24 protein-coding genes and 1 riboswitch are annotated in these 23,564 nt (G+C 65.4%); of the genes, 12 read left to right on the top strand and 12 right to left on the bottom strand.

From position 1 onward, the window contains the following. Positions 1 to 31: 31 nt before the first annotated feature. Positions 32 to 1,459 carry a Glu/Leu/Phe/Val dehydrogenase gene (locus tag K3551_RS16750; RefSeq protein WP_259915889.1) on the bottom strand — a complete coding sequence of 476 codons (1,428 nt, stop codon included), beginning with the start codon at positions 1,457 to 1,459 and terminating at the stop codon, positions 32 to 34. Positions 1,460 to 1,694: 235 nt separating this feature from the next. Between K3551_RS16750 and K3551_RS16755 the strand changes: the two genes are divergently transcribed. From K3551_RS16755 to K3551_RS16780, 6 genes are all read left to right on the top strand, one after another. Then, positions 1,695 to 3,500, top strand: a complete 1,806-nt coding sequence (locus K3551_RS16755; RefSeq protein WP_259915895.1) for a TadE/TadG family type IV pilus assembly protein — start codon at positions 1,695 to 1,697, stop codon at positions 3,498 to 3,500. Further along, positions 3,497 to 4,090 (top strand): TadE/TadG family type IV pilus assembly protein, encoded by a 594-nt coding sequence (locus K3551_RS16760; protein ID WP_259915896.1) that lies wholly within the window; start codon positions 3,497 to 3,499, stop codon positions 4,088 to 4,090. Before K3551_RS16755 ends, K3551_RS16760 begins: the two co-directional genes overlap by 4 nt. A gap of 11 nt (positions 4,091 to 4,101) precedes the next feature. Next, complete coding sequence (locus K3551_RS16765; RefSeq protein WP_259915897.1) at positions 4,102 to 5,037, top strand: TadE/TadG family type IV pilus assembly protein; 936 nt, start codon at positions 4,102 to 4,104, stop codon at positions 5,035 to 5,037. A gap of 84 nt (positions 5,038 to 5,121) precedes the next feature. Then, on the top strand, positions 5,122 to 7,083 hold the full coding sequence (gene dnaG / locus K3551_RS16770; RefSeq protein ID WP_259915899.1) for a DNA primase: 1,962 nt from the start codon (positions 5,122 to 5,124) through the stop codon (positions 7,081 to 7,083). An 84-nt stretch (positions 7,084 to 7,167) separates the two neighbouring features. Then, on the top strand, positions 7,168 to 9,150 hold the full coding sequence (gene rpoD / locus K3551_RS16775; protein ID WP_259915903.1) for an RNA polymerase sigma factor RpoD: 1,983 nt from the start codon (positions 7,168 to 7,170) through the stop codon (positions 9,148 to 9,150). 11 nt (positions 9,151 to 9,161) lie between these two features. Further along, positions 9,162 to 9,431, top strand: a complete 270-nt coding sequence (locus K3551_RS16780) for an HlyU family transcriptional regulator (RefSeq protein WP_259915905.1) — start codon at positions 9,162 to 9,164, stop codon at positions 9,429 to 9,431. 18 nt (positions 9,432 to 9,449) lie between these two features. Here the strand turns inward: K3551_RS16780 and K3551_RS16785 are convergent, their stop codons facing one another. Beyond that, a complete protein-coding gene (locus K3551_RS16785) occupies positions 9,450 to 9,584 on the bottom strand; it encodes a dodecin family protein (RefSeq protein WP_259915907.1) in 135 nt (44 codons plus the stop codon). Between the two features lie 155 nt (positions 9,585 to 9,739). Between K3551_RS16785 and K3551_RS16790 the strand changes: the two genes are divergently transcribed. From K3551_RS16790 to K3551_RS16800, 3 genes are read left to right on the top strand one after another with little or no spacing between them, the layout of a single operon-like run. Then, positions 9,740 to 10,201, top strand: coding sequence for a thiol-disulfide oxidoreductase DCC family protein (locus tag K3551_RS16790; protein WP_259915909.1), 462 nt, complete (start codon positions 9,740 to 9,742; stop codon positions 10,199 to 10,201). Next, positions 10,198 to 10,728: a DUF4166 domain-containing protein gene (locus tag K3551_RS16795; protein ID WP_259915911.1), complete on the top strand. Its 531-nt coding sequence runs from the start codon at positions 10,198 to 10,200 to the stop codon at positions 10,726 to 10,728. The genes K3551_RS16790 and K3551_RS16795 overlap by 4 nt, the downstream gene beginning before the upstream one ends. Further along, on the top strand, positions 10,725 to 11,141 hold the full coding sequence (locus K3551_RS16800) for a secondary thiamine-phosphate synthase enzyme YjbQ (protein ID WP_259919669.1): 417 nt from the start codon (positions 10,725 to 10,727) through the stop codon (positions 11,139 to 11,141). The genes K3551_RS16795 and K3551_RS16800 overlap by 4 nt, the downstream gene beginning before the upstream one ends. A gap of 393 nt (positions 11,142 to 11,534) precedes the next feature. On the opposite strand, the gene K3551_RS16805 is transcribed toward K3551_RS16800, so the two are convergent. Then, positions 11,535 to 12,392, bottom strand: coding sequence for a methyl-accepting chemotaxis protein (locus tag K3551_RS16805; protein WP_259915913.1), 858 nt, complete (start codon positions 12,390 to 12,392; stop codon positions 11,535 to 11,537). 159 nt (positions 12,393 to 12,551) lie between these two features. Between K3551_RS16805 and nrdR the strand changes: the two genes are divergently transcribed. Both nrdR and ribD read left to right on the top strand, forming a co-directional pair. Continuing rightward, positions 12,552 to 13,016 carry a transcriptional regulator NrdR gene (gene nrdR / locus K3551_RS16810; protein WP_259915915.1) on the top strand — a complete coding sequence of 155 codons (465 nt, stop codon included), beginning with the start codon at positions 12,552 to 12,554 and terminating at the stop codon, positions 13,014 to 13,016. A gap of 10 nt (positions 13,017 to 13,026) precedes the next feature. Further along, on the top strand, positions 13,027 to 14,121 hold the full coding sequence (gene ribD / locus K3551_RS16815) for a bifunctional diaminohydroxyphosphoribosylaminopyrimidine deaminase/5-amino-6-(5-phosphoribosylamino)uracil reductase RibD (RefSeq protein ID WP_259915925.1): 1,095 nt from the start codon (positions 13,027 to 13,029) through the stop codon (positions 14,119 to 14,121). Positions 14,122 to 14,261: 140 nt separating this feature from the next. On the opposite strand, the gene metK is transcribed toward ribD, so the two are convergent. From metK to miaB, 9 genes are all read right to left on the bottom strand, one after another. Further along, positions 14,262 to 15,446 carry a methionine adenosyltransferase gene (metK, locus tag K3551_RS16820; protein WP_259915927.1) on the bottom strand — a complete coding sequence of 395 codons (1,185 nt, stop codon included), beginning with the start codon at positions 15,444 to 15,446 and terminating at the stop codon, positions 14,262 to 14,264. A gap of 5 nt (positions 15,447 to 15,451) precedes the next feature. Further along, a riboswitch (SAM-SAH riboswitch) is annotated at positions 15,452 to 15,500 on the bottom strand. An 11-nt stretch (positions 15,501 to 15,511) separates the two neighbouring features. Then, positions 15,512 to 16,996: an apolipoprotein N-acyltransferase gene (gene lnt, locus K3551_RS16825; RefSeq protein ID WP_259915929.1), complete on the bottom strand. Its 1,485-nt coding sequence runs from the start codon at positions 16,994 to 16,996 to the stop codon at positions 15,512 to 15,514. A 3-nt stretch (positions 16,997 to 16,999) separates the two neighbouring features. Continuing rightward, positions 17,000 to 17,896, bottom strand: coding sequence for a hemolysin family protein (locus K3551_RS16830; protein WP_259915931.1), 897 nt, complete (start codon positions 17,894 to 17,896; stop codon positions 17,000 to 17,002). 51 nt (positions 17,897 to 17,947) lie between these two features. Continuing rightward, a complete protein-coding gene (gene ybeY / locus K3551_RS16835) occupies positions 17,948 to 18,433 on the bottom strand; it encodes an rRNA maturation RNase YbeY (RefSeq protein WP_259915934.1) in 486 nt (161 codons plus the stop codon). Next, positions 18,430 to 18,765 (bottom strand): ribonuclease E inhibitor RraB, encoded by a 336-nt coding sequence (locus K3551_RS16840; RefSeq protein WP_259915936.1) that lies wholly within the window; start codon positions 18,763 to 18,765, stop codon positions 18,430 to 18,432. The genes ybeY and K3551_RS16840 overlap by 4 nt, the downstream gene beginning before the upstream one ends. Then, a complete protein-coding gene (locus K3551_RS16845; RefSeq protein ID WP_259915938.1) occupies positions 18,762 to 19,781 on the bottom strand; it encodes a PhoH family protein in 1,020 nt (339 codons plus the stop codon). The genes K3551_RS16840 and K3551_RS16845 overlap by 4 nt, the downstream gene beginning before the upstream one ends. 125 nt (positions 19,782 to 19,906) lie before the next feature. After that, on the bottom strand, positions 19,907 to 20,215 hold the full coding sequence (locus tag K3551_RS16850; RefSeq protein ID WP_259915940.1) for a hypothetical protein: 309 nt from the start codon (positions 20,213 to 20,215) through the stop codon (positions 19,907 to 19,909). A gap of 16 nt (positions 20,216 to 20,231) precedes the next feature. Beyond that, positions 20,232 to 20,900 (bottom strand): OmpA family protein, encoded by a 669-nt coding sequence (locus K3551_RS16855; protein WP_259915942.1) that lies wholly within the window; start codon positions 20,898 to 20,900, stop codon positions 20,232 to 20,234. Positions 20,901 to 21,266: 366 nt separating this feature from the next. Beyond that, positions 21,267 to 22,592 carry a tRNA (N6-isopentenyl adenosine(37)-C2)-methylthiotransferase MiaB gene (miaB, locus tag K3551_RS16860; protein ID WP_259915944.1) on the bottom strand — a complete coding sequence of 442 codons (1,326 nt, stop codon included), beginning with the start codon at positions 22,590 to 22,592 and terminating at the stop codon, positions 21,267 to 21,269. A 111-nt stretch (positions 22,593 to 22,703) separates the two neighbouring features. On the opposite strand from miaB, the gene K3551_RS16865 reads away from it, so the two are divergent. Further along, entirely contained in the window at positions 22,704 to 23,561 is an 858-nt protein-coding gene (locus K3551_RS16865; protein WP_259915946.1) for a hypothetical protein, read from the top strand. Positions 23,562 to 23,564: the final 3 nt, after the last annotated feature.

The following is a 23,564-nucleotide window of genomic DNA, read 5'->3' on the forward strand; positions in this document are numbered from 1 at the left end:
ACCGGGGCGCGCGGCACCCCGGTCCGTTCTGTCACAGTCCCTTGGCCTGATAGCTGGCCGCGATCCGGCTGATGGCGACGATGAACCCCGCCGTGCGCAGGTCCGGGACCTCCTCGCGGTGGTGCCAAACCTCTCGCATGGCCCCATAGGCCGCGCGCATCGTGTCATCCAGACCGGACCGGACCAGTTCCAACTCGCCCGCGCCGCGCAGGTAGTTGCGCTTGAAGTCGTCGGACAGGGTCCAGGGCACCTCCTTGTTCTTGGACAGACGCTCCAATTCGTCGACCAGCACCTGGTGGCGCGACTCCTCGGCGCGGCGCTGCATCCGGCCAAACCGAATGTGACTGAGGTTCTTGACCCATTCGAAATAGCTGACCGTCACCCCCCCGGCGTTCGCATAGAGATCGGGAATGATGATCACGCCACGCTTTTGCAGCATGTCGTTGGCGTCCGAGGTGATCGGCCCGTTCGCCGCCTCGATGATCAGCGGGGCCTTTACACGGTCGGCGTTGCCCGGGTGGATCACGCCCTCCAACGCGGCAGGGATCAGGATGTCGCACTCGGCTTCCAGCAGCTTGGACCCATCGGCGTCGAAGGTCGCGCCGGGGAAGCCCTTTACGCCACCATGTTCGCGGATGTGCAGGTGGACCATGTCCACCTCCAACCCATCGGGGTTATAGATGCCGCCGTCCCGTTCGATGATGCCGGTGACCTTGCAGCCGTCCTCACGCTCCAGGAAGGAGGCGGCGTGGAAACCCACGTTGCCCAGGCCCTGGACGATCACCCGTTTGCCATCGAGTGTGCCATCCAGACCGGCCGCGGCCTTGTCCTCGGGGTGGCGGAAGAATTCGCGCAGCGCATATTGCACGCCCCGGCCCGTCGCCTCGACCCGGCCCGCGATGCCGCCCGCATTCGCGGGTTTGCCGGTGACGCAGGCGTTGCCGTTGATGTCGGTGGTCTTCATGCGTTTGTACTGGTCTGCGATCCAGGCCATTTCCCGCTCGCCGGTGCCCATGTCGGGGGCGGGGACGTTCTGGGCGGGGTTGATCAGGTCGCGCTTGATCAGCTCATAGGCGAAGCGGCGGGTGATCTGTTCCATTTCATGCGGTTCCCATTGACGGGGATCGACGCAGAGCCCGCCCTTGGAACCGCCGAAGGGCGTTTCCACCAGCGCGCATTTGTAGGTCATCAGCGAGGCCAGCGCCTCCACCTCGTCCTGGTCGACGGCCATGGCGAAGCGGATGCCGCCCTTGACCGGTTCCATGTGTTCGGAATGCACGGACCGATAGCCTGTGAACGTGTGGATCTCGCCCCGCAGGCGCACGCCGAAACGGACCGTGTAGGTGGCATTGCAGACCCGGATCTTTTCGATCAGGCCGGGGCTGAGATCCATCAGGCCTACTGCTTTGTCATACATCGCGTTGACCGAGGCGCTGAAGCCGCCGTGTTTACCTTGCATGAAGAAATTCCTCCCTCTCGCCCCCCTGTTGCGGCAGGCTTCGGGGGCATTGGCCTACATTTTAGGCAACGATGCTACCCCTAGCGGAAGAACGTTCACGGTTTGTGAACGCTGCCATGGTTTCACCACAAGGCGGTCCGCGCGGTTGCGCAATCGTGGCGGATAACGACCCAACGACTCGCTTTGCGTCCAATGCCTGTTAACCCGTATCTGCGTGGTATCTGCCGTGTTTACATTGTTCCAACCGCTTCGCCGCCTGTCTCAGCTCCGCTGTTCCGTCGCGCGTTTCCGACGACAGGAAGATGGCGCGCTCACGATTTTCGGCCTTCTGCTCTTGATCATGATGATGGTCGCCGGTGGCTTTGCCCTGGACATCATGCGGTCCGAGGTGGATCGCACGAACCTTCAGAACGCGGTCGACCGGGCCGTTCTGGCCGCCGCCGCGCTGGAACAGGACCGCGACCCCCGCACGGTGGTCGAGGATTTCCTGCGCGCGTCGCAAGTGGATGTCGACGACGTCCAGATCGTAGTCAGCGACACCGGCAGCGTCCGAAGCGTGTCTGCCGCGACCACATCCGAAATCGACAGCCTGTTCCTGGGCATGCTGGGACATGAAACCGTGTTGCAGCCGGTCTCGTCCGAGGCACGCGAAGAAGAGACGGAGCTGGAGCTGTCGCTGGTCGTCGACATTTCCGGGTCGATGGGCGGGACGAAGATCACCAACCTGCGGTCCGCAGCCACGGATTTCGTGACCGAATTGCTGCGCGACCGCGAGGATCTGACCACGATTTCGATCGTGCCCTACAACGACCGGGTCAACCTTGGCTCGTTGCTGCCGAACTATTTCGAGATGACGGATGAGCATGACCTGTCCAACTGCGTCGTTTTTGACAACACCGACTTCTCCAGCACCGGCCTGACGGCTGGCACGGTCCTGCAACGCATGGGGCACTTCGACTGGGTCAGCGGCGGGGCCACAAATGCGCAGGGCAACATCAGCTCTCCGCTGTGCCGCGAGGATGACTATGGCGCGGTCCTGGCCTGGTCCAACAACGTGACCGAGCTGACCACCCATATCGCCGGCCTCGGCGCAGGCTGGAATACGGCGATGGACCTGGGGGTCAAGGTCGGCACCATGCTGCTGGATCCCACGTCGCGCGATGAACTGGGCGAAATGATCGCCGACACCCACGTCGACGCGGTCTTTGCCGGACGGCCCTTTGATTACGGCACCGAAGGCGTGCAAAAGGTGCTGGTCGTGATGACCGACGGCGTGAACACCAGCCAGTGGGACCTGCGCGAGAGCCGCAAGAACGGGCCCTCGGGGGTCTTCGTGCACAACACTGCCGTGACCGCACCCGGAAACCCGAATGCAGGGAACAACGGAAACGGCGTCGGCGACTTCGACGGCAACAATGGCCTGGCCAATGGGCTAATAGACCAGCTGGTTCCGTCCCTTTTGAACGGAGTCTCCAACTATACCAATGCCTGGACGAACCTGCGCGACAACGTCCCGCTGAACGACCATACCGGGTGGTGGGCATCTGACGAGCGGGAGTTCTTTACCGCCTGGGACGGCACCGAAAACGCCAACACGTTTTTCTCGGTCTGGTCCGACGACCAGAACGCGTTCTGGGTGCCGCATCTGGGTATCTACCAATCCACGCCTTTTGGCGCCACGGACGCGGTGGAACTGACCTATCCGGAACTGTTTTCGCAGATGTCGATCAACTACCTGGACGACACGCTGCTCGGCAGCGCCGATACCAACACCCGCAACCACTACAACGGGGCCTGGCAGACGACGCAGTGGCATTCCTCGGCCAATGCGAACCTGGCGGCGATCTGCGGCGCGGCGCGCGCGGCCGACATCATCATCTATACGATCGCCTTCAACGCGCCGACGTCAGGCCAGACGGCCATGCAAGGCTGCGCCGGGGTCGGCAACGAGGCCAATTTCATCAACGTCACCGACCTGGATATCGAGGCGGCCTTTGACGACATCCTGGCGTCGATCAACCGGCTGAGGCTGACCCAATGATCCGCTCTGCCTTGAACATCTGTGCGGCCCCGCTGCGCCGGGCCACGGCCCTGCTGGATCGTGGCGACCGTGCCCTGGGCCTGGGCGACCGGGCGCGAGAGGCGGGCGGCGCAACGGTGGAATTTGTCATCCTGCTGCCGGTCTTTCTGCTGGTCTTCATGTCGTCGGTCGAGGCGTCGCTGCTGCTGACCCGACAGGTGATGCTGGAACGCGCGGTGGATCTGGCCGTGCGCGACATCCGCCTGGGCGGGGGGGCCGTGACCCAGACCGCGCTGCGCGACGACGTCTGCGACCGCGCCCTGATCCTGGCCGATTGCCAGGCCAACCTGCTGGTCGAACTGACCGAGATTTCCCGCAGCACCTATGCGGTGCCGTCGTCGGCACAGCCTTGCGTCAACCGGTCCACCTCGATCACGCCGACGCCCGGTTGGGCAACGGCGGGACCAGGCAAGATGATCCTGCTGCGGGCCTGCTTTGCCGTCGACCCGATCCTGCCGGGCGTGGGCCTTGGCACGCAGCTTGTCAGCAATCTCGACGGCGACAGCGTGCGCATGGTGGCCTCCACCGCCTTCGTCGTGGAACCGGATTAAGGGGTATGTCGATGTTTAACCTGTCAAACCTGCGTCGCAGCCGCACCGCCATCGCCGCCTTCCTGCACGATGAGGATGCCGCCATTTCCGTCGAGGCCGCAATCATCCTGCCGGTTCTGGGCATTTTCTATGTCGCGGCCTTTTCCTACTTTGATGCCTACCGGCGCGAGGCGGTGATGACCAAGGCGACCTACATGGTCAGCGACATGCTGTCCCGCGAAGAGGGAACGATCACGCCCATCGATCTGGAAGGATTGCAGGACGTCTTCGAATTCGTCACCTTCTCGGAGGGGAACACCTGGATGCGGTTCACCGAAGTGCGCCGCGAAAGCGATGAGATCCGGGTGATGTGGTCATATGCCACCGACGGCAATCCGCTTCAGACCAACGCGACCATCAACGCCCACCTGCGCAACATCCCCGTTTTGCAGGACAATGAGCGGACGGTCGTTGTCGAAAGCTTCACCAACTACGAGCCGCCTTTCAACGTGAACCTCTCCGACCGCACGTTCGAGCGGTTCGTCACCACGCGGCAGCGCTATGCCGCGCGGCTCGACTTTGACGGGACAATCCTCCCGACCTCGGTCGCAACCGTCAGCGCCGACACCTCGGGCTGCCTCAACAATGGCTTTGCGAACGGCCTCTACAACGGCAATTCCAACGGAGTGGGCACCGGCAATGGCAATGGCTGTGGGCACGGTCTGACAGGCCTGCAGGGTGTCGGCGCAACCACACCGGGCAATTCCGCCAACAGCAACGGCAACAGCGCGCCCAGCACCACGACCACCACAACGACCACGAGTTCCAACGGCAACAGCGGAAGCTCTAGCACCACCAGCACCAGCACCAGCACGACGAGCACCACGGTCACGAGTGTCACGACGAGCACTGGCAATTCTGGAGGCAACGGGAATTCCGGGAACAACGGCAACGGCAATACACCCTGACGCCTGCGCCTTTTCCTTCCGTCATCTTGCTTGATCGCGGCGTGGGTTCTGGACTCCTCCGCGCTGCGCCCCGATATTCCATCAATGCGCCTGCCCGACAGTTTTCTCGACGACCTCCGCTCCCGGCTGAGCCTGTCTCAGGTGGTCGGGCGCAAGGTCGTGTGGGACATGCGCAAGACCAATCAGGCCAAGGGCGACTGGTGGGCCCCCTGCCCGTTTCACCAGGAAAAATCCGCCAGCTTCCACGTCGATGACCAAAAGGGATTCTACTACTGCTTCGGCTGCCAGGCGAAGGGCAACCTGTTCGGATTCGTGCAAGAGACCGAAAACGTGGGCTTTCTGGAAGCCGTGGAAATCCTGGCCCGCGAAGCCGGAATGCCGATGCCCGCCCGCGACCCCAAAGCCGCTGAAAAATCAGATCGCCGCACCCAACTGGCCCAGGTGACCGAGGCCGCGACCCAGTGGTTCCGCCTGCAGCTGAACACCGGGGCCGCAGCCGAAGCCCGCGCCTATCTGGACAGACGGGGCCTGCGGCAGCGGACGCTCGACACCTTCGAGATCGGGTTTGCCCCTCGGTCGTGGGAGGCACTGACCGAGGCCCTGACCGCCAAGGGCGTGGCCTTTGACCTGCTGGAGGCGACGGGACTGGCGGGCACGAACGACCGGGGCAAGCGGTTCGACAAGTTCCGCAACCGGATCATCTTTCCCATTCGCGACGTGCGGGGCCGCGTGATCGGGTTCGGCGGGCGGGCGATGGACCCGGATGACAAGGCCAAATACCTGAACTCCTCCGAGACGGAGCTGTTCGACAAGGGGGCCAACCTTTACAATCTGCGGGCCGCGCGGGCGGCGGCGGGCAAGGGGAAGTCCTTTGTCGTGGCCGAAGGCTACATGGACGTCATCGCCCTGCATCAGGCCGGGTTCGAGGCGGCGGTCGCCCCCCTGGGCACCGCAGTCACGGAACGTCAGTTGCAGATGATGTGGCGGGTCACACCCGAGCCGCTGATCGCGCTGGATGGCGATGCCGCAGGGCAAAAGGCGGGCCTGCGGGTGGCGGACCTGGCGCTGCCGCTGATCGAGGCGGGGCAAAGTCTGCGCTTTGCCATCCTGCCCGAAGGTCAGGACCCCGATGATCTGATCCGAGGCGAGGGGCGCGAAGCGATGCAGGCGGTTCTGGACGGCGCGCGTCCGATGCTGTCGCTGATGTGGGATCGTGCGGTCGAGGGGCGCAGCTTTGACAGCCCCGAACGCCGCGCCATGCTGGACCGCGACCTGCGCGACCTGGTTCGCAAGATCCGCGACCCCGCCCTGCGCCGCCACTACGCAGAAGAGATCGCCCGCCTGCGCGCGGACTTGTTCGGTCTGGCCAATCCGGTCCAGCAGGCCCCGCCACCCGCGCGCCCCGAACGCCCCTGGACACCCCGCCCGCCCGGTCGCGGACGCTGGCAGCCCCCCGCAGGAGCCGCCGAAGCGACCCGCGCGTCGGCCCTGGTACGCGGCACCCTGACGGCAGAGGACAAGTTGGAACAGGTGGCCCTGGCCGGGCTGGCGCTGCACCCCTCTCTGGTGAACGATTTCGCTGACGCGCTGGAAACGCTGACCTGGGCCCGGACAGAGCATCAGCAGGTGGCCACGGCCCTTTTGCGGCTGCCGGATCGGTGCGACGCACAGGTCGCACAGGAACAACTGTTGGCATTTCTGGGCGAAGACACCCTTGAAACCCTTCTGGCTCAAAGCCATGTCCGCATTTCGCCCGCAGCTCGTGCCGGGGCGGACCGCGAGACGGCGCGCCTGTGCATACGCGATATCCTGACCCGCCTGGAGGCCCGGCGCGGGGCAGACCGGGAACGCCGCGAGGCGCTGGAAGATTTCGAGGAGGATGCCGATGAGGCGATGACATGGCGCCTGGCACAGGCCACGCGCCGCAAAGAGGCCGCCCAACGGGCGCGCCAGGACAGCGAGGGCACCGCCGATGAGGCGTCCCACGCGGACCACTACGATAGCCTTTTGGCCACGCCCAAAGGTTCCAACAGCCGCAAGAAGTGATTCGGGGTGCGGCCCCCGACGATTCGCGCTAGTGATTCGATCACGCCTGGATTTAACAGAATCACTCCGCCGGAGGAGCGTCGCATGGCCAAAGACACTGACGACCAAAAACAAGACAACGAGGGCGACATCTCGCTCGATATGAGCCAGGCCGCCGTCAAACGGATGATCGCCGAAGCGCGTACGCGCGGCTACATCACCTACGACCAGCTCAATCAGGTGCTCCCGCCCGAGCAGGTGTCCTCCGAACAGATCGAGGACGTGATGTCGATGCTGTCCGAAATGGGCATCAACATCATCGAGGCCGAGGAAGCCGAGGAAGAAGACGACAAGCCGCAGGGATCCACCGCCGTCGTCGACGCATCGAACAAAAGCGGTGATGTCGCGACCACAAGTGCCGCCGATCAAAAGCTGGACCGCACCGACGACCCGGTGCGCATGTACCTGCGCGAAATGGGCTCTGTCGAGCTGCTGTCGCGCGAGGGCGAAATCGCCATCGCCAAGCGGATCGAAGCGGGGCGCAACACGATGATCCTGGGGCTTTGCGAAAGCCCCCTGACCTTCCAGGCCATCACGATCTGGCGCGACGAACTTCTGTCCGAAGACATCCTGTTGCGCGATGTCATCGACTTGGAAACGACCTTTGGCGACCACCTGGAGGAAGAGGCCGAGACCCCCGTGGTCGGTGCCGCCGCCCCCGCCAACGACAACCCGAAGACCGAAACCAAGCAGGAACTGGACGCCGACGGCAATCCGATCGCCACGGATGACGACGAGGACGAGGACGAAGGCGCGAACCTGTCGCTCGCCGCGATGGAAGCCGCGCTGAAGCCGCGCGTGCTGGAAACGCTGGACCGGATTGCCGACGACTACACCCAACTGGCCGAGATGCAGGACCTGCGGATCAGCGCCACGTTGAACGAGGACGACAGCTTTTCGACCGGCGAGGAGAGCGCGTATCAAAAGCTGCGCTCCGAAATCGTGGAGTTGGTGAACGGGCTGCACCTGCACAACAACCGGATCGAAGCGCTGATCGATCAGCTCTACGGCATCAACCGCCGGATAATGTCCATCGATTCGGGCATGGTGAAGCTGGCTGACCAGGCGCGCATCAACCGGCGCGAGTTCATTGAAGCGTACCGTGGTCACGAACTTGATCCCGGCTGGGTCGACCGCATGGCCGAGCAGCCCGGTCGCGGCTGGCAAGCCCTGTTCGAACGCAATCGCGACAAGGTCGAAGAACTGCGGTCGGACATGGCGCAGGTCGGACAGTATGTCGGCGTGGACATCAACGAATTCCGCCGCATCGTGAACCAGGTCCAGAAGGGCGAGAAGGAAGCGCGGCAGGCCAAGAAGGAAATGGTCGAAGCGAACCTGCGCCTCGTGATTTCCATCGCCAAGAAATATACGAACCGGGGTCTGCAATTCCTGGACCTGATCCAGGAAGGCAACATCGGCCTGATGAAGGCCGTCGACAAGTTCGAGTATCGCCGCGGCTACAAGTTCTCGACCTATGCGACCTGGTGGATCCGTCAGGCCATCACCCGGTCCATCGCCGACCAGGCGCGTACGATCCGCATCCCGGTCCACATGATCGAGACGATCAACAAGCTGGTCCGCACCGGGCGTCAGATGCTGCACGAGATCGGTCGCGAACCGACGCCCGAGGAGCTGGCCGCCAAGCTGCAGATGCCGCTGGAGAAGGTCCGCAAGGTGATGAAGATCGCCAAAGAGCCTATCTCCCTCGAAACGCCCATCGGCGACGAGGAAGACAGCCAACTGGGCGATTTCATCGAGGACAAGAACGCCGTCCTGCCGCTGGATTCCGCCATTCAGGAAAACCTGAAGGAAACCACGACGCGCGTGCTCGCCTCGCTCACCCCACGAGAGGAGCGGGTTCTGCGGATGCGTTTCGGCATCGGCATGAACACCGATCACACGCTGGAGGAGGTCGGTCAGCAGTTCTCGGTCACCCGCGAACGGATTCGCCAGATCGAGGCGAAGGCCCTGCGCAAGCTCAAGCACCCAAGCCGGTCGCGGAAGCTGCGCAGCTTCCTCGACCAATAGGGGGCGGATAGATGGCTGGTTTTCTGTCGAAGCTTTTCGGTGGCGGTGCCCCCGCTGCCGAGCCTGCCGTCGAGACGGCGGAGTATCAGGGTTTCAAGATCACGCCGACCCCGATGAAGGAAGGCAGCGAATACCGCATTGCCGCCCTCATCGAGAAGGACGGCCAGTCGCACCAATTGATCCGCGCCGATGTGATGCGCGACCGGGACGAATGCGCGACGCTGTCGCTGGGAAAGGCGCAGCAGCTGATCGACCAGATGGGCGACCGGCTGTTTCACTGATCTGGTCCGGCGCGCCATTCAATCCTCCAGGATGAATGTGACCATCATGTTGCCCTGATAGTGATCGACCTTGCTGTCTGTCACGTGGACAGAATGCTCCTTCACCCAAGCGCTTTGGACATTGCGCAGGGTATCGTAAGCGCGCTGGGCCACGGCATCTTCTATGCTGGCTGTGCAGGTCGCGGAAATTTTCGTCACGCGGACGATACTCGTTGGCTGTTCTTTCGAGACGTTGCAGGCGGTAGGGTCGCCATCTTAGCGAGCGCGCGGGGATGGAATGGGGTTCCGTCGCGCGCTAGACGGGGCCCATGTCGCGCGCCACAACCCTCCTCTCCACACCCGTGCGCCAAGCCATCGCAGGCCGCGACCTGATCGTTTTCGATGGGGAATGCGTGCTCTGCTCCGGGTTCTTTCGCTTCATGCTGCGATATGATCGGCAGGCGCGGTTTGCCTTTGCGACGGCGCAATCAGATCTGGGACAAGCGATCTATACCGACCTTGGCCTGCCGACCGGGGACTTCGAAACAAACCTCGTGTGCGTTGACGGGCGTATCTACGAAAAACTGGACGCCTTCGCTGCTGCCATGTCAGCAATCGGCTGGCCATGGCGGGCGCTCGCGGCGGTGCGCCTGCTGCCGGAACCGTTCCGCTCGGCGCTTTATCTGCGGATCGCGCGCAATCGGTATCGGCTGTTCGGCCGGTATGACACATGCATGATCCCCTCGCCGAAGGTCCGCGGCCGCTTCCTAGATCTGGGCGCTGACGGGTGACCTCGCTTTTCGCCCGTGCGCTTGGCCCGGCCTTTGCGGCATTGCCGGAGCCGTTGCGCAGACTGCATGCGCCCGTGGGGCAGCGCGTCTGGCGCGGCACCGCGCATCTGACCCAAGGCGGCTGGTTCGCGCGCCGTCTGGCACGCGGAGCGGGATTTCCCGTGACCGAAGGGCCGGTCCCCCTTGATCTCACGATCACAACAACCGCGGAGGGCGAGGTCTGGACCCGGCATTTCGGCGGCCACCGCCTGTCCTCGACCCTCTCGGCATTGCCCGACGGGCAGATCGCGGAGCGGATCGGACCTTTCGTCCTGATACTGCGGCCCCGGATCGACGGCGAGGCACTGCTCATTCCTGTGGTCGGCATGCGCCTTGGCCCCCTGCCTCTTCCGAGCGGCCTTGCCCCGAGGGGCGGAGGGCGGGAAACGACCGTGGCGGAGTGCGTCGCCTTCGATGTCGACAGCCGTTTGCCAGGCCTGGGCCGCATCTTGCGCTATCGCGGCACCCTGACGGAGGATACCCCCTGAACACCACATTCACCATCGACACCCCCGGCCCCGGCCTGACCGAGATCACCCGGACCGTCGCCGCCTGGTTGCCGCCGGGTGACGGATTGCTGACGCTGTTCATCCGCCACACCTCGGCCAGTCTGTTGATACAGGAAAACGCGGACCCAGAGGTTCAGACCGACCTGCGCGCCTGGCTACATCGCCTGGTGCCCCCCACGACAGATCCCAGCCAGTCCTTCCTCACCCATACCTACGAGGGACCTGACGACATGCCTGGGCACATCAAGGCAATGCTGCTGCCCACCAGCCTGTCGATCCCGGTCATAGGGGGGCGCATGGCATTGGGCACCTGGCAGGGCATTTATGTGGTAGAACATCGCGACCGCCCCCATCGTCGACAGGTGGTCGCACAGGTCTTGTCCCCGACCTGAAAACTTCACCGACGGGAATGGGTTTGGGCGGGTCCGGCGTTCATGGACCGGCAGGACAAGGGCCGGACCAGAGGTGACCTGTTCAGGTCAGATCGTGGGGCCCGTCACGGGGTGCGCCCCTTGGGGGCAGTTGCTCCAAATCCCGACGGCTGGATCCGGCCACCCGATTGCAGGTGTCTCGAGTCAAACGAGGTGCCCGGACAGACGCCAATCCAGAGCGACCCTGTTCGCATCGGCCTTGGCAAAATGCCCGCGCCGCCTTGTTTGTCGCCCGGTCCTATCCCGGTCGCGGCCCGGCCAGTCGCCAGGTCGGTCATCCGGCCTTACCCGTCCCCGCCAGCGATAAGCCCGCGCCGCCCTTGCTCAGGTCCCGTCACCAATAGGGCACAGAGGTCACGCCTGCGCCCGCACTCCGGCCCCCTCTCGCGTGTCCAATTCCACAATCAGGGCCTGAGCCAAGGCAAGCGCCCGCCCGCCCAGAACGCCGTTCTCGCCCGAGCCGCGCACCGCCTCCTGATTTTGAATCTCGATCTCCGTAAGCCGGTCGAGAAATCCGCGCAGCGTCTCTGTCTCGTTCAACACGACCCGCCGACTTTGGCTGGCCGTATCCTGAGCCGCTGACGCAGCGACCTGTGCATGTCCAATCGTATCGCGGATCTTGCCCGTTGCCTGGCCCAATGCGTCCAGTGGCACGGTACTGCGCGTAAGCCGGAGGCGCATCGCCTCCAGCTGGGCGGTCAGATCGGCGACCAGCCCGTCAATCATCCGCGCCCGTTCGCTCGATTGCTCCGAAAGGGCCTGCATCTCGCGGGCGACGACCGAAAAACCACGCCCGGCCTCGCCCGCGCGGGCGGCTTCTACCGAGGCATTGATTGCAAGCAACCGCGCCATTCGGGCAATGTTCGACACCGAACGCGCGTGGCCGTCGACCGCGACCAGCGCGTATTTCAGCCCCGCTTCGTCTGCCAACAGCGCCTCGACATGGCCACGCATCTCGGTCACGCGGTCGCCCAGGACATGCGCCTCCTGCGATTGAACCGAGAGCCGTTCGGACACCCCCTCGAAATAGCTATCCAGCATGGCCTGCCCGTCTTGCACCGCCGACACACGATCGCGGACGTTGCGCGCCTCTTCCAATAGGGTTGCGTTCATCTCTGACCTTTTGCGCGACGCAGCATTGACGCAACGCGCGTTGGCGATGATCCGGTCGAGAAGATCCGAAATCAGACGAGCGGGGTTCTGGCGTGTCATCCTGTCCTCCAACGCTCTCGGCATACGCCATGCCCCTTAATCGACAATTAAGCGCCACCCCGCTCTTGCCACGCTACCTATGGGGCGGCACAGTATCGCAACACCAAGGACTGGTCCGCCCTGCCATATCTGGCGGCCCCTGCCCCCCGGAGACAGAACATGCGCTGCCCCTTCTGCGGAAACGTCGACACCCAGGTGAAGGACTCGCGCCCCGCCGAGGATCACGTGGCGATCCGGCGGCGCCGGTTCTGCCCGGCCTGCGGCGGTCGCTTTACCACCTACGAACGGGTGCAGCTGCGCGACCTGGTGGTGATCAAGACCAACGGCAAACGTGAAGAATTCGATCGCGACAAGCTGGAACGCTCCATCCGCATCTCCATGCAGAAACGTCCCGTGGAACCGGAGCGTATCGACCAGATGATCTCCGGCATCGTGCGGCGGCTGGAAAGCATGGGCGACACCGACATCGCCTCCAAGCAGATCGGCGAGATCGTGATGGAAAGCCTGGCCCGGATCGACACCGTGGCCTACGTGCGGTTTGCAAGCGTCTACAAGAACTTCCAGGCGGCCGACGATTTCGAGGATTTCGTGGGGCAGCTACGCCCGCCCACCCCGGACACGTGACGCAGGCCCCATGACCGACGATCGCCGCTGGATGCAGGCCGCCTTGGCGTTGTCTTCACGTGGGCTGGGCCGCGTCTGGCCGAACCCAGCCGTCGGCTGCGTCATCGTGGCGTCAGGCCGTGTCGTCGGTCGTGGCCGGACGGCCGATGGCGGCCGCCCTCATGCCGAAACGCAGGCCCTGGCCCAGGCAGGTCCGGCTGCGCGCGGTGCCACCGCCTATGTCACGCTCGAACCCTGCGCCCATCACGGCCAGACCCCCCCCTGCGCCGAGGCATTGATCGCGGCGGGGATCGCCCGCGTTGTGACGGCCCTGCGCGACCCGGACCCCCGTGTCGACGGTGGCGGCCATGACCGATTGCGCGCCGCCGGGATCGTGGTCACCGAAGACGCCTGCACGGCAGAGGCCGCGCGGCTGCAGGCCGGGTTCCTGACCCGCCTGCGCCTTGGTCGCCCTATGGTCACACTGAAACTGGCGACCTCGCTCGATGGGCGGATCGCGACGGCCGGCGGGCAAAGCCAGTGGATCACCGGCCCCGCTGCCCGCGCCCATGTCCACGCCCAACGGGCCTGCCACGACGCGGTGATGGTGGGGGCCGGGACCGCCCGCGCCGACGACCCCCGTCTGACCGTGCGCGGCCTTGGCCCACGGCCGCAGCCGGTGCGGATCGTCGTGTCGCGCCGTCTGGACGTGCCACAAGACAGCGCCTTGACCCGCAGCACCGCCGAAGCACCGGTCTGGATGGTGCACGGCCCGCAGGCCCCAGCGGCCAAGCGCGCGGCCCTGACAGCGCGGGGTGTGACCCTGATCGAGGCTCCGACCGATGGCGCGGGCCAGCTCGACCTGGCCTGCGCCCTGCGGATGTTGGGTGACCGGGGTCTGACGCGGGTCTACTGCGAAGGCGGCGGCAGCTACGCGGCCTCGCTGCTGCAGGCGGATCTGGTGGATCGGATGGACAGCTACACGGCCGGAATAGCGATCGGCGCAGAGGGCCGCCCCGCCCTGGGGGTCATGGGGCTTGACGCCTTGACCCAGGCCCCTCGCCTGGCGCTTACGGACACGCGCAGGATCGGCCCGGACATCCTTCACCGCTGGGCCCGCCCCTGAGATAGGCACACACCCTGATCTTCCTCTGGCCATAAATACCGCGGGGGGCCGCCGGAGGCGACGGGGGCAGAGCCCCCTCCCAGCCCGCATCAAACGCCCCCGCCGCGACGGGTCCGCAAATCCTTAGATAAGGATTTGCCTCACACCGCAGCCCGCAGCGCATCCGCCAGATCCGTCTTCTCCCAGGAGAAGCCGCCATCCGCTTCCGGCGCACGACCGAAATGCCCATAGGCCGCCGTGCGTGCATAGATCGGGCGGTTCAGGCCCAGATGCTGCCGGATGCCGCGCGGGGTCAGGTCCATGACGGCGGCGACGGCGCGTTCGATCTCGGCTTCGGGGGCCTCACCGGTGCCATGGGTATCGACATAGATCGACAGGGGCTTGGCCACACCGATCGCATAGGACAGCTGCAACGTCGCGCGGGTCGCAAGCCCCGAAGCCACGATATTCTTGGCAAGATAGCGCGCGGCATAGGCCGCCGACCGGTCAACCTTGGTCGGATCCTTGCCGGAAAACGCCCCGCCCCCATGCGGGGCGGCACCACCATAGGTATCCACGATGATCTTGCGACCGGTCAGGCCCGCGTCGCCGTCTGGCCCGCCGATCACGAACTTGCCCGTCGGGTTGACCCACCATTCCGTCTGATCGGTCAGCCAGCCTTCGGGCAGCACCTCTTGGATGTAAGGGGCGACAACCGCGCGAACGTCATCCGAGGTCATCGTCTCATCAAGGTGTTGCGTCGACAACACCAAGGACGACACGCCCACCGGCTTTCCGCCTTCATAGCGCACCGTCAGCTGAGACTTTGCGTCCGGGCCCAGCGTCGGCTCGGCCCCGGATTTGCGCACTTCGGCCAGGCGGCGCAGGATCCCATGGGCATAGAGGATCGGTGCCGGCATCAGCTCGTCCGTCTCGTCGCAGGCATAGCCGAACATGATGCCCTGGTCGCCCGCCCCTTCGTCCTTGTCGGCGCTGGCATCGACGCCTTGGGCGATATGGGCCGATTGCTCGTGCAGCAGGTTCAGAACGTCACAGGTGGCGTGGTGAAACTTGTCCTGCTCATAGCCGATATCCTTGATGCAGGCGCGTGCGATGCGGTCGACCTCGCCCATCATGTCCTTCAGCCGGTCGGGATCGCTCAGCCCGATTTCGCCGCCGATCACGACCTGGTTGGTGGTGGCGAAGGTTTCGCAGGCGACGCGCGCCTCGGGTTCTTCGGTCAAGAGGGCATCGAGGATCGAGTCCGAGATCCGGTCACAGACCTTGTCGGGATGGCCTTCGGACACGGATTCCGAGGTGAAGGAATAGCTCTGGCGGCGGCTCATGGGGTTGCTCCAATCCAATTGTCCCACCCCGTCAGGAAGCCGTTGGGGTGAGCGGTTGCGTATGGCTAGTGGGGATCACCGCCCCCGTCCACCGGTTTTCGGCCCCGAAACGCCAGCCCTGCGGCGGCGCACAGAAGCATCGCGAACAATGCGGCCCAGTCCCCGGTCTTTGTGTAGGGCGTCGGTGGCAGCGCGGGCGGCAGAGGTGTGTCGATATGTCCTGTCTCATTCAGGGGGATCGTCGCGCGCAGGGTCCCGCGGGCATCAATCGCGGCCGTGATGCCGGTATTCGCCGCCCGCAGCAGCGGCAGACCCGTCTCGGCCGCGCGCAACCGGGCCAGGGCCAGATGCTGTCGCGGGCCGGCGAACGCACCGAACCATGCGTCGTTGGTCAGATGCAGGATCGCGCGGGGCCGGTCCACGGCGCGGGGGATCTGTGGAAAAATCGCCTCGTAGCAGATCAGCGGCAAGATCGGACCGATGCCAGGCACATCGATCAGCTCGGGCCCCGACCCCGGCGCATAGGTCCCCGCCAGTTGCGCGGCCAGCGGACCCAGGCCCATCGCACCGAACAGGCCCGGCAGGGGCAGGTATTCCCCAAACGGGACCAGCCGGTGCTTGTCATAAAGATGCGCGACCTCTCCCTCTGGCCCCGTCAGCAACACCAGGGCATTGCGCGGGCGATTGGCGTCGTCGTAGCGCTGCGCCCCGATCAGAACAGGGCCATCCCCCGCAGCCGTCGCCAGGATCGGTCGGATATTTTCCGAGTAGCGCAGCAACTCCGGAAGGGCGGTTTCCGGCCAGACGGTCAGCGCGGGGGGCACGTCGGCGGGGGACGCCGTTTCGGCCAGGCCGCGCCGCCAGAAGGTGCCGATCCAGTCGGGGTCCCATTTCAGGTGCTGCGGGGCGTTCGGCTGCACCAGACGCACCATCGGGGCGTCACCCGGAATAGGCGGCGCGGGCGGCAGGACGGCGGCCATCGCAAAGGGTGCAGCCCAGAACGCGAGGCCCAGGGCGGCGGGCACCGGACGGGCCAGCGCCAGCAACCCGCCCCCCAGCAGGACCGCCAGGCCCAAACCATGCGCGCCCAGCAAGGACGCGCTCGGCAAGGCCGCTGATCCGATCAACACATGCCCCGGCAACGCCCATGGAAAGCCGGTCAATACATAGGACCGCGCCAGTTCGGCCAGCGCCAGCGCGACGGCCATGCCCAGGGGCCCGCCCCCGATCCGCCGCCCCAATGCCCCCGCGACGGCCCAGAACAGCCCCATGCCCAATGCCATCCCCACCAGCGCAGGCGCGGCCAGCCAGCCGGTGGCTGCGGCATCGACGAAAAAGGGCTCGGTGATCCAGTGCAGGGCCAGCGCGAAATGCGCGGTCCCGAACAGCCAGCCCGCCGCCCAGGACCATCGCGCCCGTGCCATCAACGCGAGACCCAGCGCATAGCCCGGCAAGGCCAGGTACCACAGATCCCAGGGGGCCTGGCCCAGGGCCGCGCCCACACCGGCCAGCGCCAGCAGAACCGGCGACGTCAGCCAGCGGGGCAGCAACGGTCAGGCGGCCTGAGGCATGCGCAGGCGCAGGCGCTTGATCCGGCGGGGGTCCGCGTCCACGACCTCGATCTCTGCGCCAGAGGGATGCGGAATGACTTCGCCGCGTTCCGGCACCCTGCCCGCCAGCATAAAGACAAGACCGCCCAGGGTATCGATCTCTTCTTCGTCCTCGTCATCTACAAGGCGAAAGCCGATCTCTTCCTGGAAATCGTCAAGCGGCGTCCGGGCAAGCGCAAGATAGCAACCCGTCTTTTCTTGGCGCCAGAACTTGCCCTCGTCCTGGTCGTGTTCGTCTTCGATCTCGCCGATGACCTGTTCGATCAGGTCCTCCAGCGTGACCAACCCGTCGACACCGCCGTATTCGTCGATCACCAGCGCCATGTGCACCCGTTGCGTCTGCATCTTGGCCAGCAAGACGCCGATCGGCATGGATGGGGGCGCATAGATCAGCTTGCGCAGCAGGGACGCCATGTCGAACGGCTTGCCGCGGTCGCCGTTGAACCCATGGTTCAGCGCCACGTCCTTCAGGTGGATCATGCCCAGGGGCTCGTCCAATGTGCCTTCGAACACGGGGATCCGGGTCAGACCGCTTTCACGGAACTTCGCAACCAGGTCCGGCAAGGTGATGTCGACCGGCACGGCCACGACTTCGGCGCGCGGGATCAGCACGTCGTCCAGCCGCTTCAGTCGCAGGTTAAGCAAACCAGGCATGGGCCGTGCAGCCGGAGCCTGCGGGGCAGCACCGTTGCTGTCAGCCTCGGGGCCAAGAAACCCGCCAAACACGCGGGAGATGAAACCGGGACGCGCGCCGGGCCCAGGGGCCGGTTCCGCGTCGGGTGTGTAACTGTCCTGAGCCTGCGCGCGACGCGCGGCGTTAGACGATCCGTCGTTGTCCATCGGACCCGGAGGGCTCCTGTTTGCACCGGGAACAGCCCCGGCCCCCCTAACTTAAGGCGTGGCGTAGGGATCGGGAAGGCCCAAAGCCGTCACGATTCGCACTTCCAGCGATTCCATGCGCATCGCATCGGCCTCGGTCTGGTGATCGTAGCCCAAAAGATGCAGCGTCGCGTGCACCAGCAGGTGGATCACATGGGCGTCGAAGGGTTTGTTCTGCTCCGCCGCTTCGCGGGCGCAGGTGTCGTAGGCGATGGCGATATCGCCCAGTTCCGGGTCGTGCGGGTCCGGTGCCAGGGGCGGCCCACCGGGGGTGTCAGCCCCGCGTTCATCGGATGGCCAGGAAAGCACGTTGGTGGGCCGCGCCTTGCCCCGAAAATCGGCGTTGAGTGCGGCGATGCGGGCGTCGTCGCAGCCCATCACCGCCACCTCCCAACCGGTGCCCACGCCGGCACCGTCCAACGCGGCGGGCACGGCCACGGCGGCCAGCCGGTCCAGGTCGGACCAGCGGTCATCCTCCAGGATCACATCGACGGTCACAGCCCGATGAACCCCCAGCCGGTCGGGCGGAACCCGAAGCGGAGCGCGGCCTCGGTGGTCCTTGCTTCCTCCGCCAGAACGGCATCCAGCGTCAGGGCCATCTCGCCGGTCTGCGCCTCGATGGTTTCCGGCTCATCCTCGTCGGCAGGAAAGTGTTCCAGATCAAAGCCTTCGTCTTCCAACCAACCCATGAACTCGGTCGCATCTGCGCCCTCTGCCGCCTCAAAGTGCAGGTCGATCATGGCGCGCGCAGGGGGCTTGGTCTGGGCCGTGATCTCGGCCCATTGCGCGCGTGTGGCCGCGCGTTGCGCCTCCGGATCGTGGGGCGTCATGACCGGACGGCCTTTGCTGCTTCGCGGCGGCTGTCCTCGGCCTCGTAGGCGGTGATGATCTTGGCCACCAGCGGATGACGCACCACGTCCGTTGCAGTGAAGTAGTTAAAGCTGATGCCGTCGACGCCGTGCAGGATATGTTCGGCATCGCGCAGGCCAGAGGTGACGCCGCGCGGCAGATCGACCTGGCTGCGGTCGCCGGTGATCGCCATGCGCGATCCCTTGCCAAGACGGGTCAGGAACATCTTCATCTGCATCGTCGTGGCGTTCTGCGCCTCGTCCAGGATCACGAAGGCATTCGACAGCGTCCGCCCTCGCATGAAAGCCAGCGGCGCGATTTCCACGCGCTTTTCCTCGCGCAGTTTGGCCAGTTGCTTGCCCGGCAGAAAATCGTTCAGCGCGTCATAAAGCGGCTGCATGTAGGGATCGACCTTTTCATCCTGGGTGCCGGGCAGAAAGCCCAGCTTCTCGCCCGCCTCGACGGCGGGACGGGTCAGGATAATGCGGTCGACCTCGCCCTGGATGAACTTCGACACAGCGACGGCCACGGCGATATAGGTCTTGCCGGTGCCCGCAGGCCCGATACCGAAAGTCAGCTCATTTTCCAGCAGGGCGCGGGTATAGGCCTTCTGCGCCTCGGTCCGCGGCTCCATCGTTTTCTTGCGGGTGCGGATTTCCAGCGGCGGACCGGCGAACATCTCGGCCTGATCGCCATCGCGGGCCTCTGCCTCGCCATCTTGCAGGCGGATCAGGCCGTCGATCACGCCCATCGTGACATTCTTGCCGGATTCGAGGCGCGCATAGAGCGCGTTCAAAACACGCTCCGCCTCGCCCGCCGCCTCGCCGTGGATGATCAAGGCATTGCCGCGATGGACGATCTGCACGCCCATCAACTGTTCGATCTGGGCCAGATGGGCACTGGACGGTCCGACCAGGTCGATCATCAGGCGGTTGTCCGGAAAGTCGAGCTGGATCGCGATGGCGTCCTGGGCGTCGGGGACGAGAGGTGCTGCCAAGGAGGGCTCCTTCAGGGATGGAATTGCTTGCAGGCAAGGTGTTGTTGCGACAGCAGGCCGCCAGACGCAACGGGGGCCGCGACGTTTCCGCCGCGGCCCCGTGTATCATGTCGATGAGATGCCACTCAGATCGGGTCGTTGATGTCCTGACCGCCCCGGAACGGGCCGGTGACATATTCGGGCGGCGCCGCGCCCGAGCAGACCGGCTTGCCCTCTGGCGACAGGCGTTGGGACAGATAGCCCTCGACCCCGTCGTCGATCAGCCAATGGTCACAGCCGCGCGGATCGACCCAGATGCCGGGCGACAGTTCCTGCAAGGAGGAGCGGCCGATGATCTGGCGGTCGACGGTCTTGTCGCGCACGCCGCCCCCGCCCACGCAGCCCGACAGGGCGGCGGCGGCGGTGATCAGGGCGATGGTTTTCGTGATGGTCATGGTTGTTCCACCCCTCTCAGCGGTAGCAGGTGACTTCGACGCGGCGGTTCTGCGCCTTGCCCGAAGCCGTGGCGTTGGACGCGCGCGGGATACGCTCGCCGTAGCCCACGACATCAATGACGCGCGCGCCCGAGGCACGGGCCACGGCAGCAACCGCATCGGCGCGACGCTTGGACAGGGACAGGTTGTAGGCATCCGAGGCGCGGCTGTCGGTGTGGCCGTAGATCCCGAAGGCAGACGCCGTGGTCGACCGGAAGAAGTTCATCAGCGCCGCGCGTCCCTGCGCATGGATGTTGGAGCTGTCGGTGGCAAAGAACTGATCGGTGCTCATCACGCCACAGGCGCGGCCCCGGTTGCAGACCGGGCGACCGTCGCGGGTCACGTGGGGCGTCATGAAGCCTTCGGCCCCGTCGTCCATCACCCAATGCTCACACCCGTCGGGATCGGTCCAGATCGTTGGCGTGTAGCGTTCGGCCAGGATCGTGCGTTCCCGGCCCGGCGCGGTGCGGCCGCGGGTCCAGACGCCATTTCCGTTCTGGTCCAGTGTGAAGGTATAGACGTTGCCGGAGCCATCCTGCCCGACGTCGCCCACGTTCTGCGCCATCGCGGGCGCGGTCAGGCAGAGGCTTGCGGCGATGATCGCCGTCGCGGCCTTCCTGAGCATGTCATATCCGAAACGAGCCACTGAAGCCCCCCTGTCCTGTCCCAATTGCTTGCGGCATCCGTCGAGGGTGACCAACAGGCCAGACCGGCCCAAAGGCCCGCGCGACGGCGCGACCTATAAGTCGAGTCTAGCAAACCTGTGCGCCCTGCAAAGCACAAATCGCTATATCTAGTCGGTTTTATGGCTCAATGGGACAGGTTTGGGGGACAATCCCCCGCAATGCGCAGGCTTTTCCCAGCAGCGGCGTTAATCCGGGCAACCCGTCGCGCCGACGGAGCGGCCCATCAAGGGGCCCGATCCCATAGCTGGCCCAGATGCGCGCCCGGCAATCAACGGAAACGCCCGCAATAAGGCATCCATTGCTGCCAAACGCGCAACAATCGGCGCTCAGATCAGCTCTGCCGCCAGGGAGTTTCTCTTGGCTTCGGTCACGCGTACCCGCGCCACCTGCCCGCGCAGGCTGTCTGGTGCGACCACGTGAACGGCCTGAAGGTGTTCGGACTTGCCCACCAATTGACCCGGCTGACGCCCCGCCTTTTCGAACAGGACGGTCGTCTCGCGCCCGACCATGGCCTGCTGCGCTGCCTGTTGCTGCTGGCCAAGCAATGCCTGCAACCGCTGCAGACGATCCGATGCGACATCATCGCTGACATGCGCCTTTTCCGCGGCGGGGGTGCCGGGGCGGGCGGAGTATTTGAAGCTGTAGGCCTGACCGTAGCCCACCCGTTCGACCAGGCGCAGGGTGTCCTGGAAATCCTCTTCGGTTTCGCCGGGGAAGCCGACGATGAAGTCGCCCGACAGCAACAGATCCGGGCGTGCCGCGCGCAGGCGGTCGATGATCTCGATGTAGCTGGCCGCAGTGTGCTTGCGGTTCATCGCCTTGAGGATCTTGTCCGAGCCGGACTGCACCGGCAGGTGCAGATAGGGCATCAGCTTGGAACAGGTGCCGTGGGCGTCGATCAGGGCGTCGTCCATGTCGTTGGGATGGCTGGTGGTAAAGCGGATACGCTCCAACCCCTCGATCCCGTCCAGCGCCCAGATCAGATCGGCCAGCGACCAGGTGCCGCCGTCAGGTCCGTCGCCGTGATAGGCGTTGACGTTCTGACCCAGCAGCGTGATTTCCCTCACGCCCCGGTCGACCAGCGCCCGCGCCTCGGAGAGCAGGCGCGCCGCGGGTCGGCTGACCTCGGCCCCGCGGGTGTAGGGCACAACGCAGAAGGCGCAGAACTTGTCACAGCCTTCCTGCACCGTCAGGAACGCCGTTGGCCGGGTGGCGGGGGTGCGCAGCTGAGGCAGATGCTCGAACTTGTCCTCTTCGGGCATGTCCGTATCCAGGGCCTGTTCGCCCGCCTGGGCGCGCGCCACCAAAGACGGCAGTCGGTGATAAGCCTGCGGCCCCACGACCAGATCGACGGCAGGCTGGCGGGCCATGATCTCGGCCCCTTCGGCCTGGGCCACGCAGCCTGCGACGCCGATCCGCAGGTCCGGGTTCGCGGCCTTCAGCGGCTTCAGGCGGCCCAGTTCGGAATAGACCTTTTCGGCGGCCTTTTCGCGGATGTGGCAGGTGTTGAGCAGGATCAGATCCGCGTCCTCGGGCCGGTCGGTGGTGACATAGCCCTGCGCGCCCATGGCCTCGGCCATGCGCTCGCTGTCGTAGACGTTCATCTGGCAACCGTAAGTCTTTACGTGCAGCTTCTTCGGACGCTCGGTCATCTGGTGCGATCCTTGCTCAAGCCATGAGGGATGCGGGGGCATAGCGCAGGCCGGGCGGTTGCGAAAGGGGACGGCTTGGGGGAAAGGTGACGCAGGCAGGAAGGACGGGCCATGCAGTTCACGTCGTTGCAGGATCTGACCGCACGGGCGGAGGCTCTGGGCCCCGGCCCCGTCCTGATGGTCCTGTGCGAGGACGGCATCGAGGTCGCGGGCACGGTGGCGCATCATCTGGGCCCGGCTGGGTTTCGATGTGTCGTCCTGGCTCTGGCACCTGGTGTGCCGTGCCCAGATCTGCCCGACGGTGCCCACAGCCTGACCCTGGACCGACGGCCCGAAGATATGGCGACGGCCTGCGTCAATGCCCTGATCGACGGGCGGCCTGCGGGCAGCTGGATCGCCTGGTGCTACAACGCCGAATACCTGTTCACCCCCTTCATGGAAACGCGCACCGTGGGCGAGGCGCTGGCCTTCTGCACCGAGGAACGACGCGATGCGGTGCGCACCATCATCGTCGACCTCTACGGGGCCGAAATGGCCGCGCCGCTGGACCCGGGCGCGGCCTGGCTGGACCCGGTCGGCTATTACGCGCTGGACCGCTGGGACAAACTGGCCGGTGCCCCGTTGGAGCGGCAGCAGGACGTGTTTGGCGGGCTGCGCTGGCGGTTCGAGGAACACGTCCCGTGGGAACGGCGCAGCATCGCGCGCGTCTCTATGTTCCGTACCGCCCGCGACCTGCGCCTGCTGGCCGATCACACGACCAACGATGCGGAGCGCAATACCTACAGCGCCCCCTGGCACCCCTCGCCCAGTGCCTGTGTCGCCTCCTTCCGCGCGGCCAAGGCGCTGAGCGGCAACCCCGGTTCACGCCGCGCCATTGCCGCGTTGAAGTGGGCGGGGTCGGTGCCGTTCGAGTGGCGCGCGCAACAGTTGATGGACCTGGGACTGATGGAACCGGGGCAGTGGTTCTGAGCG

It is taken from the genome of Jannaschia sp. M317 (genome assembly GCF_025141175.1).
GTDB lineage: Bacteria > Pseudomonadota > Alphaproteobacteria > Rhodobacterales > Rhodobacteraceae > Jannaschia.

Bases quoted from the DNA above. Each gene is read 5' to 3' on its own strand.
- metK (WP_259915927.1), bottom strand. From the start codon at position 15,446: ATGAGCCGCCGCCAGAGCTATTCCTTCACCTCGGAATCCGTGTCCGAA.
- K3551_RS16760 (WP_259915896.1), top strand. From the start codon at position 3,497: ATGATCCGCTCTGCCTTGAACATCTGTGCGGCCCCGCTGCGCCGGGCC.
- K3551_RS16830 (WP_259915931.1), bottom strand. From the start codon at position 17,896: ATGGACAACGACGGATCGTCTAACGCCGCGCGTCGCGCGCAGGCTCAG.
- K3551_RS16790 (WP_259915909.1), top strand. From the start codon at position 9,740: ATGTCGCGCGCCACAACCCTCCTCTCCACACCCGTGCGCCAAGCCATC.
- K3551_RS16805 (WP_259915913.1), bottom strand. From the start codon at position 12,392: ATGACACGCCAGAACCCCGCTCGTCTGATTTCGGATCTTCTCGACCGG.
- rpoD (WP_259915903.1), top strand. From the start codon at position 7,168: ATGGCCAAAGACACTGACGACCAAAAACAAGACAACGAGGGCGACATC.
- K3551_RS16850 (WP_259915940.1), bottom strand. From the start codon at position 20,215: ATGACCATCACGAAAACCATCGCCCTGATCACCGCCGCCGCCGCCCTG.
- miaB (WP_259915944.1), bottom strand. From the start codon at position 22,592: ATGACCGAGCGTCCGAAGAAGCTGCACGTAAAGACTTACGGTTGCCAG.
- K3551_RS16865 (WP_259915946.1), top strand. From the start codon at position 22,704: ATGCAGTTCACGTCGTTGCAGGATCTGACCGCACGGGCGGAGGCTCTG.
- K3551_RS16750 (WP_259915889.1), bottom strand. From the start codon at position 1,459: ATGCAAGGTAAACACGGCGGCTTCAGCGCCTCGGTCAACGCGATGTAT.
- K3551_RS16840 (WP_259915936.1), bottom strand. From the start codon at position 18,765: ATGACGCCCCACGATCCGGAGGCGCAACGCGCGGCCACACGCGCGCAA.
- dnaG (WP_259915899.1), top strand. From the start codon at position 5,122: ATGCGCCTGCCCGACAGTTTTCTCGACGACCTCCGCTCCCGGCTGAGC.
- nrdR (WP_259915915.1), top strand. From the start codon at position 12,552: ATGCGCTGCCCCTTCTGCGGAAACGTCGACACCCAGGTGAAGGACTCG.
- ribD (WP_259915925.1), top strand. From the start codon at position 13,027: ATGACCGACGATCGCCGCTGGATGCAGGCCGCCTTGGCGTTGTCTTCA.
- K3551_RS16780 (WP_259915905.1), top strand. From the start codon at position 9,162: ATGGCTGGTTTTCTGTCGAAGCTTTTCGGTGGCGGTGCCCCCGCTGCC.
- K3551_RS16765 (WP_259915897.1), top strand. From the start codon at position 4,102: ATGTTTAACCTGTCAAACCTGCGTCGCAGCCGCACCGCCATCGCCGCC.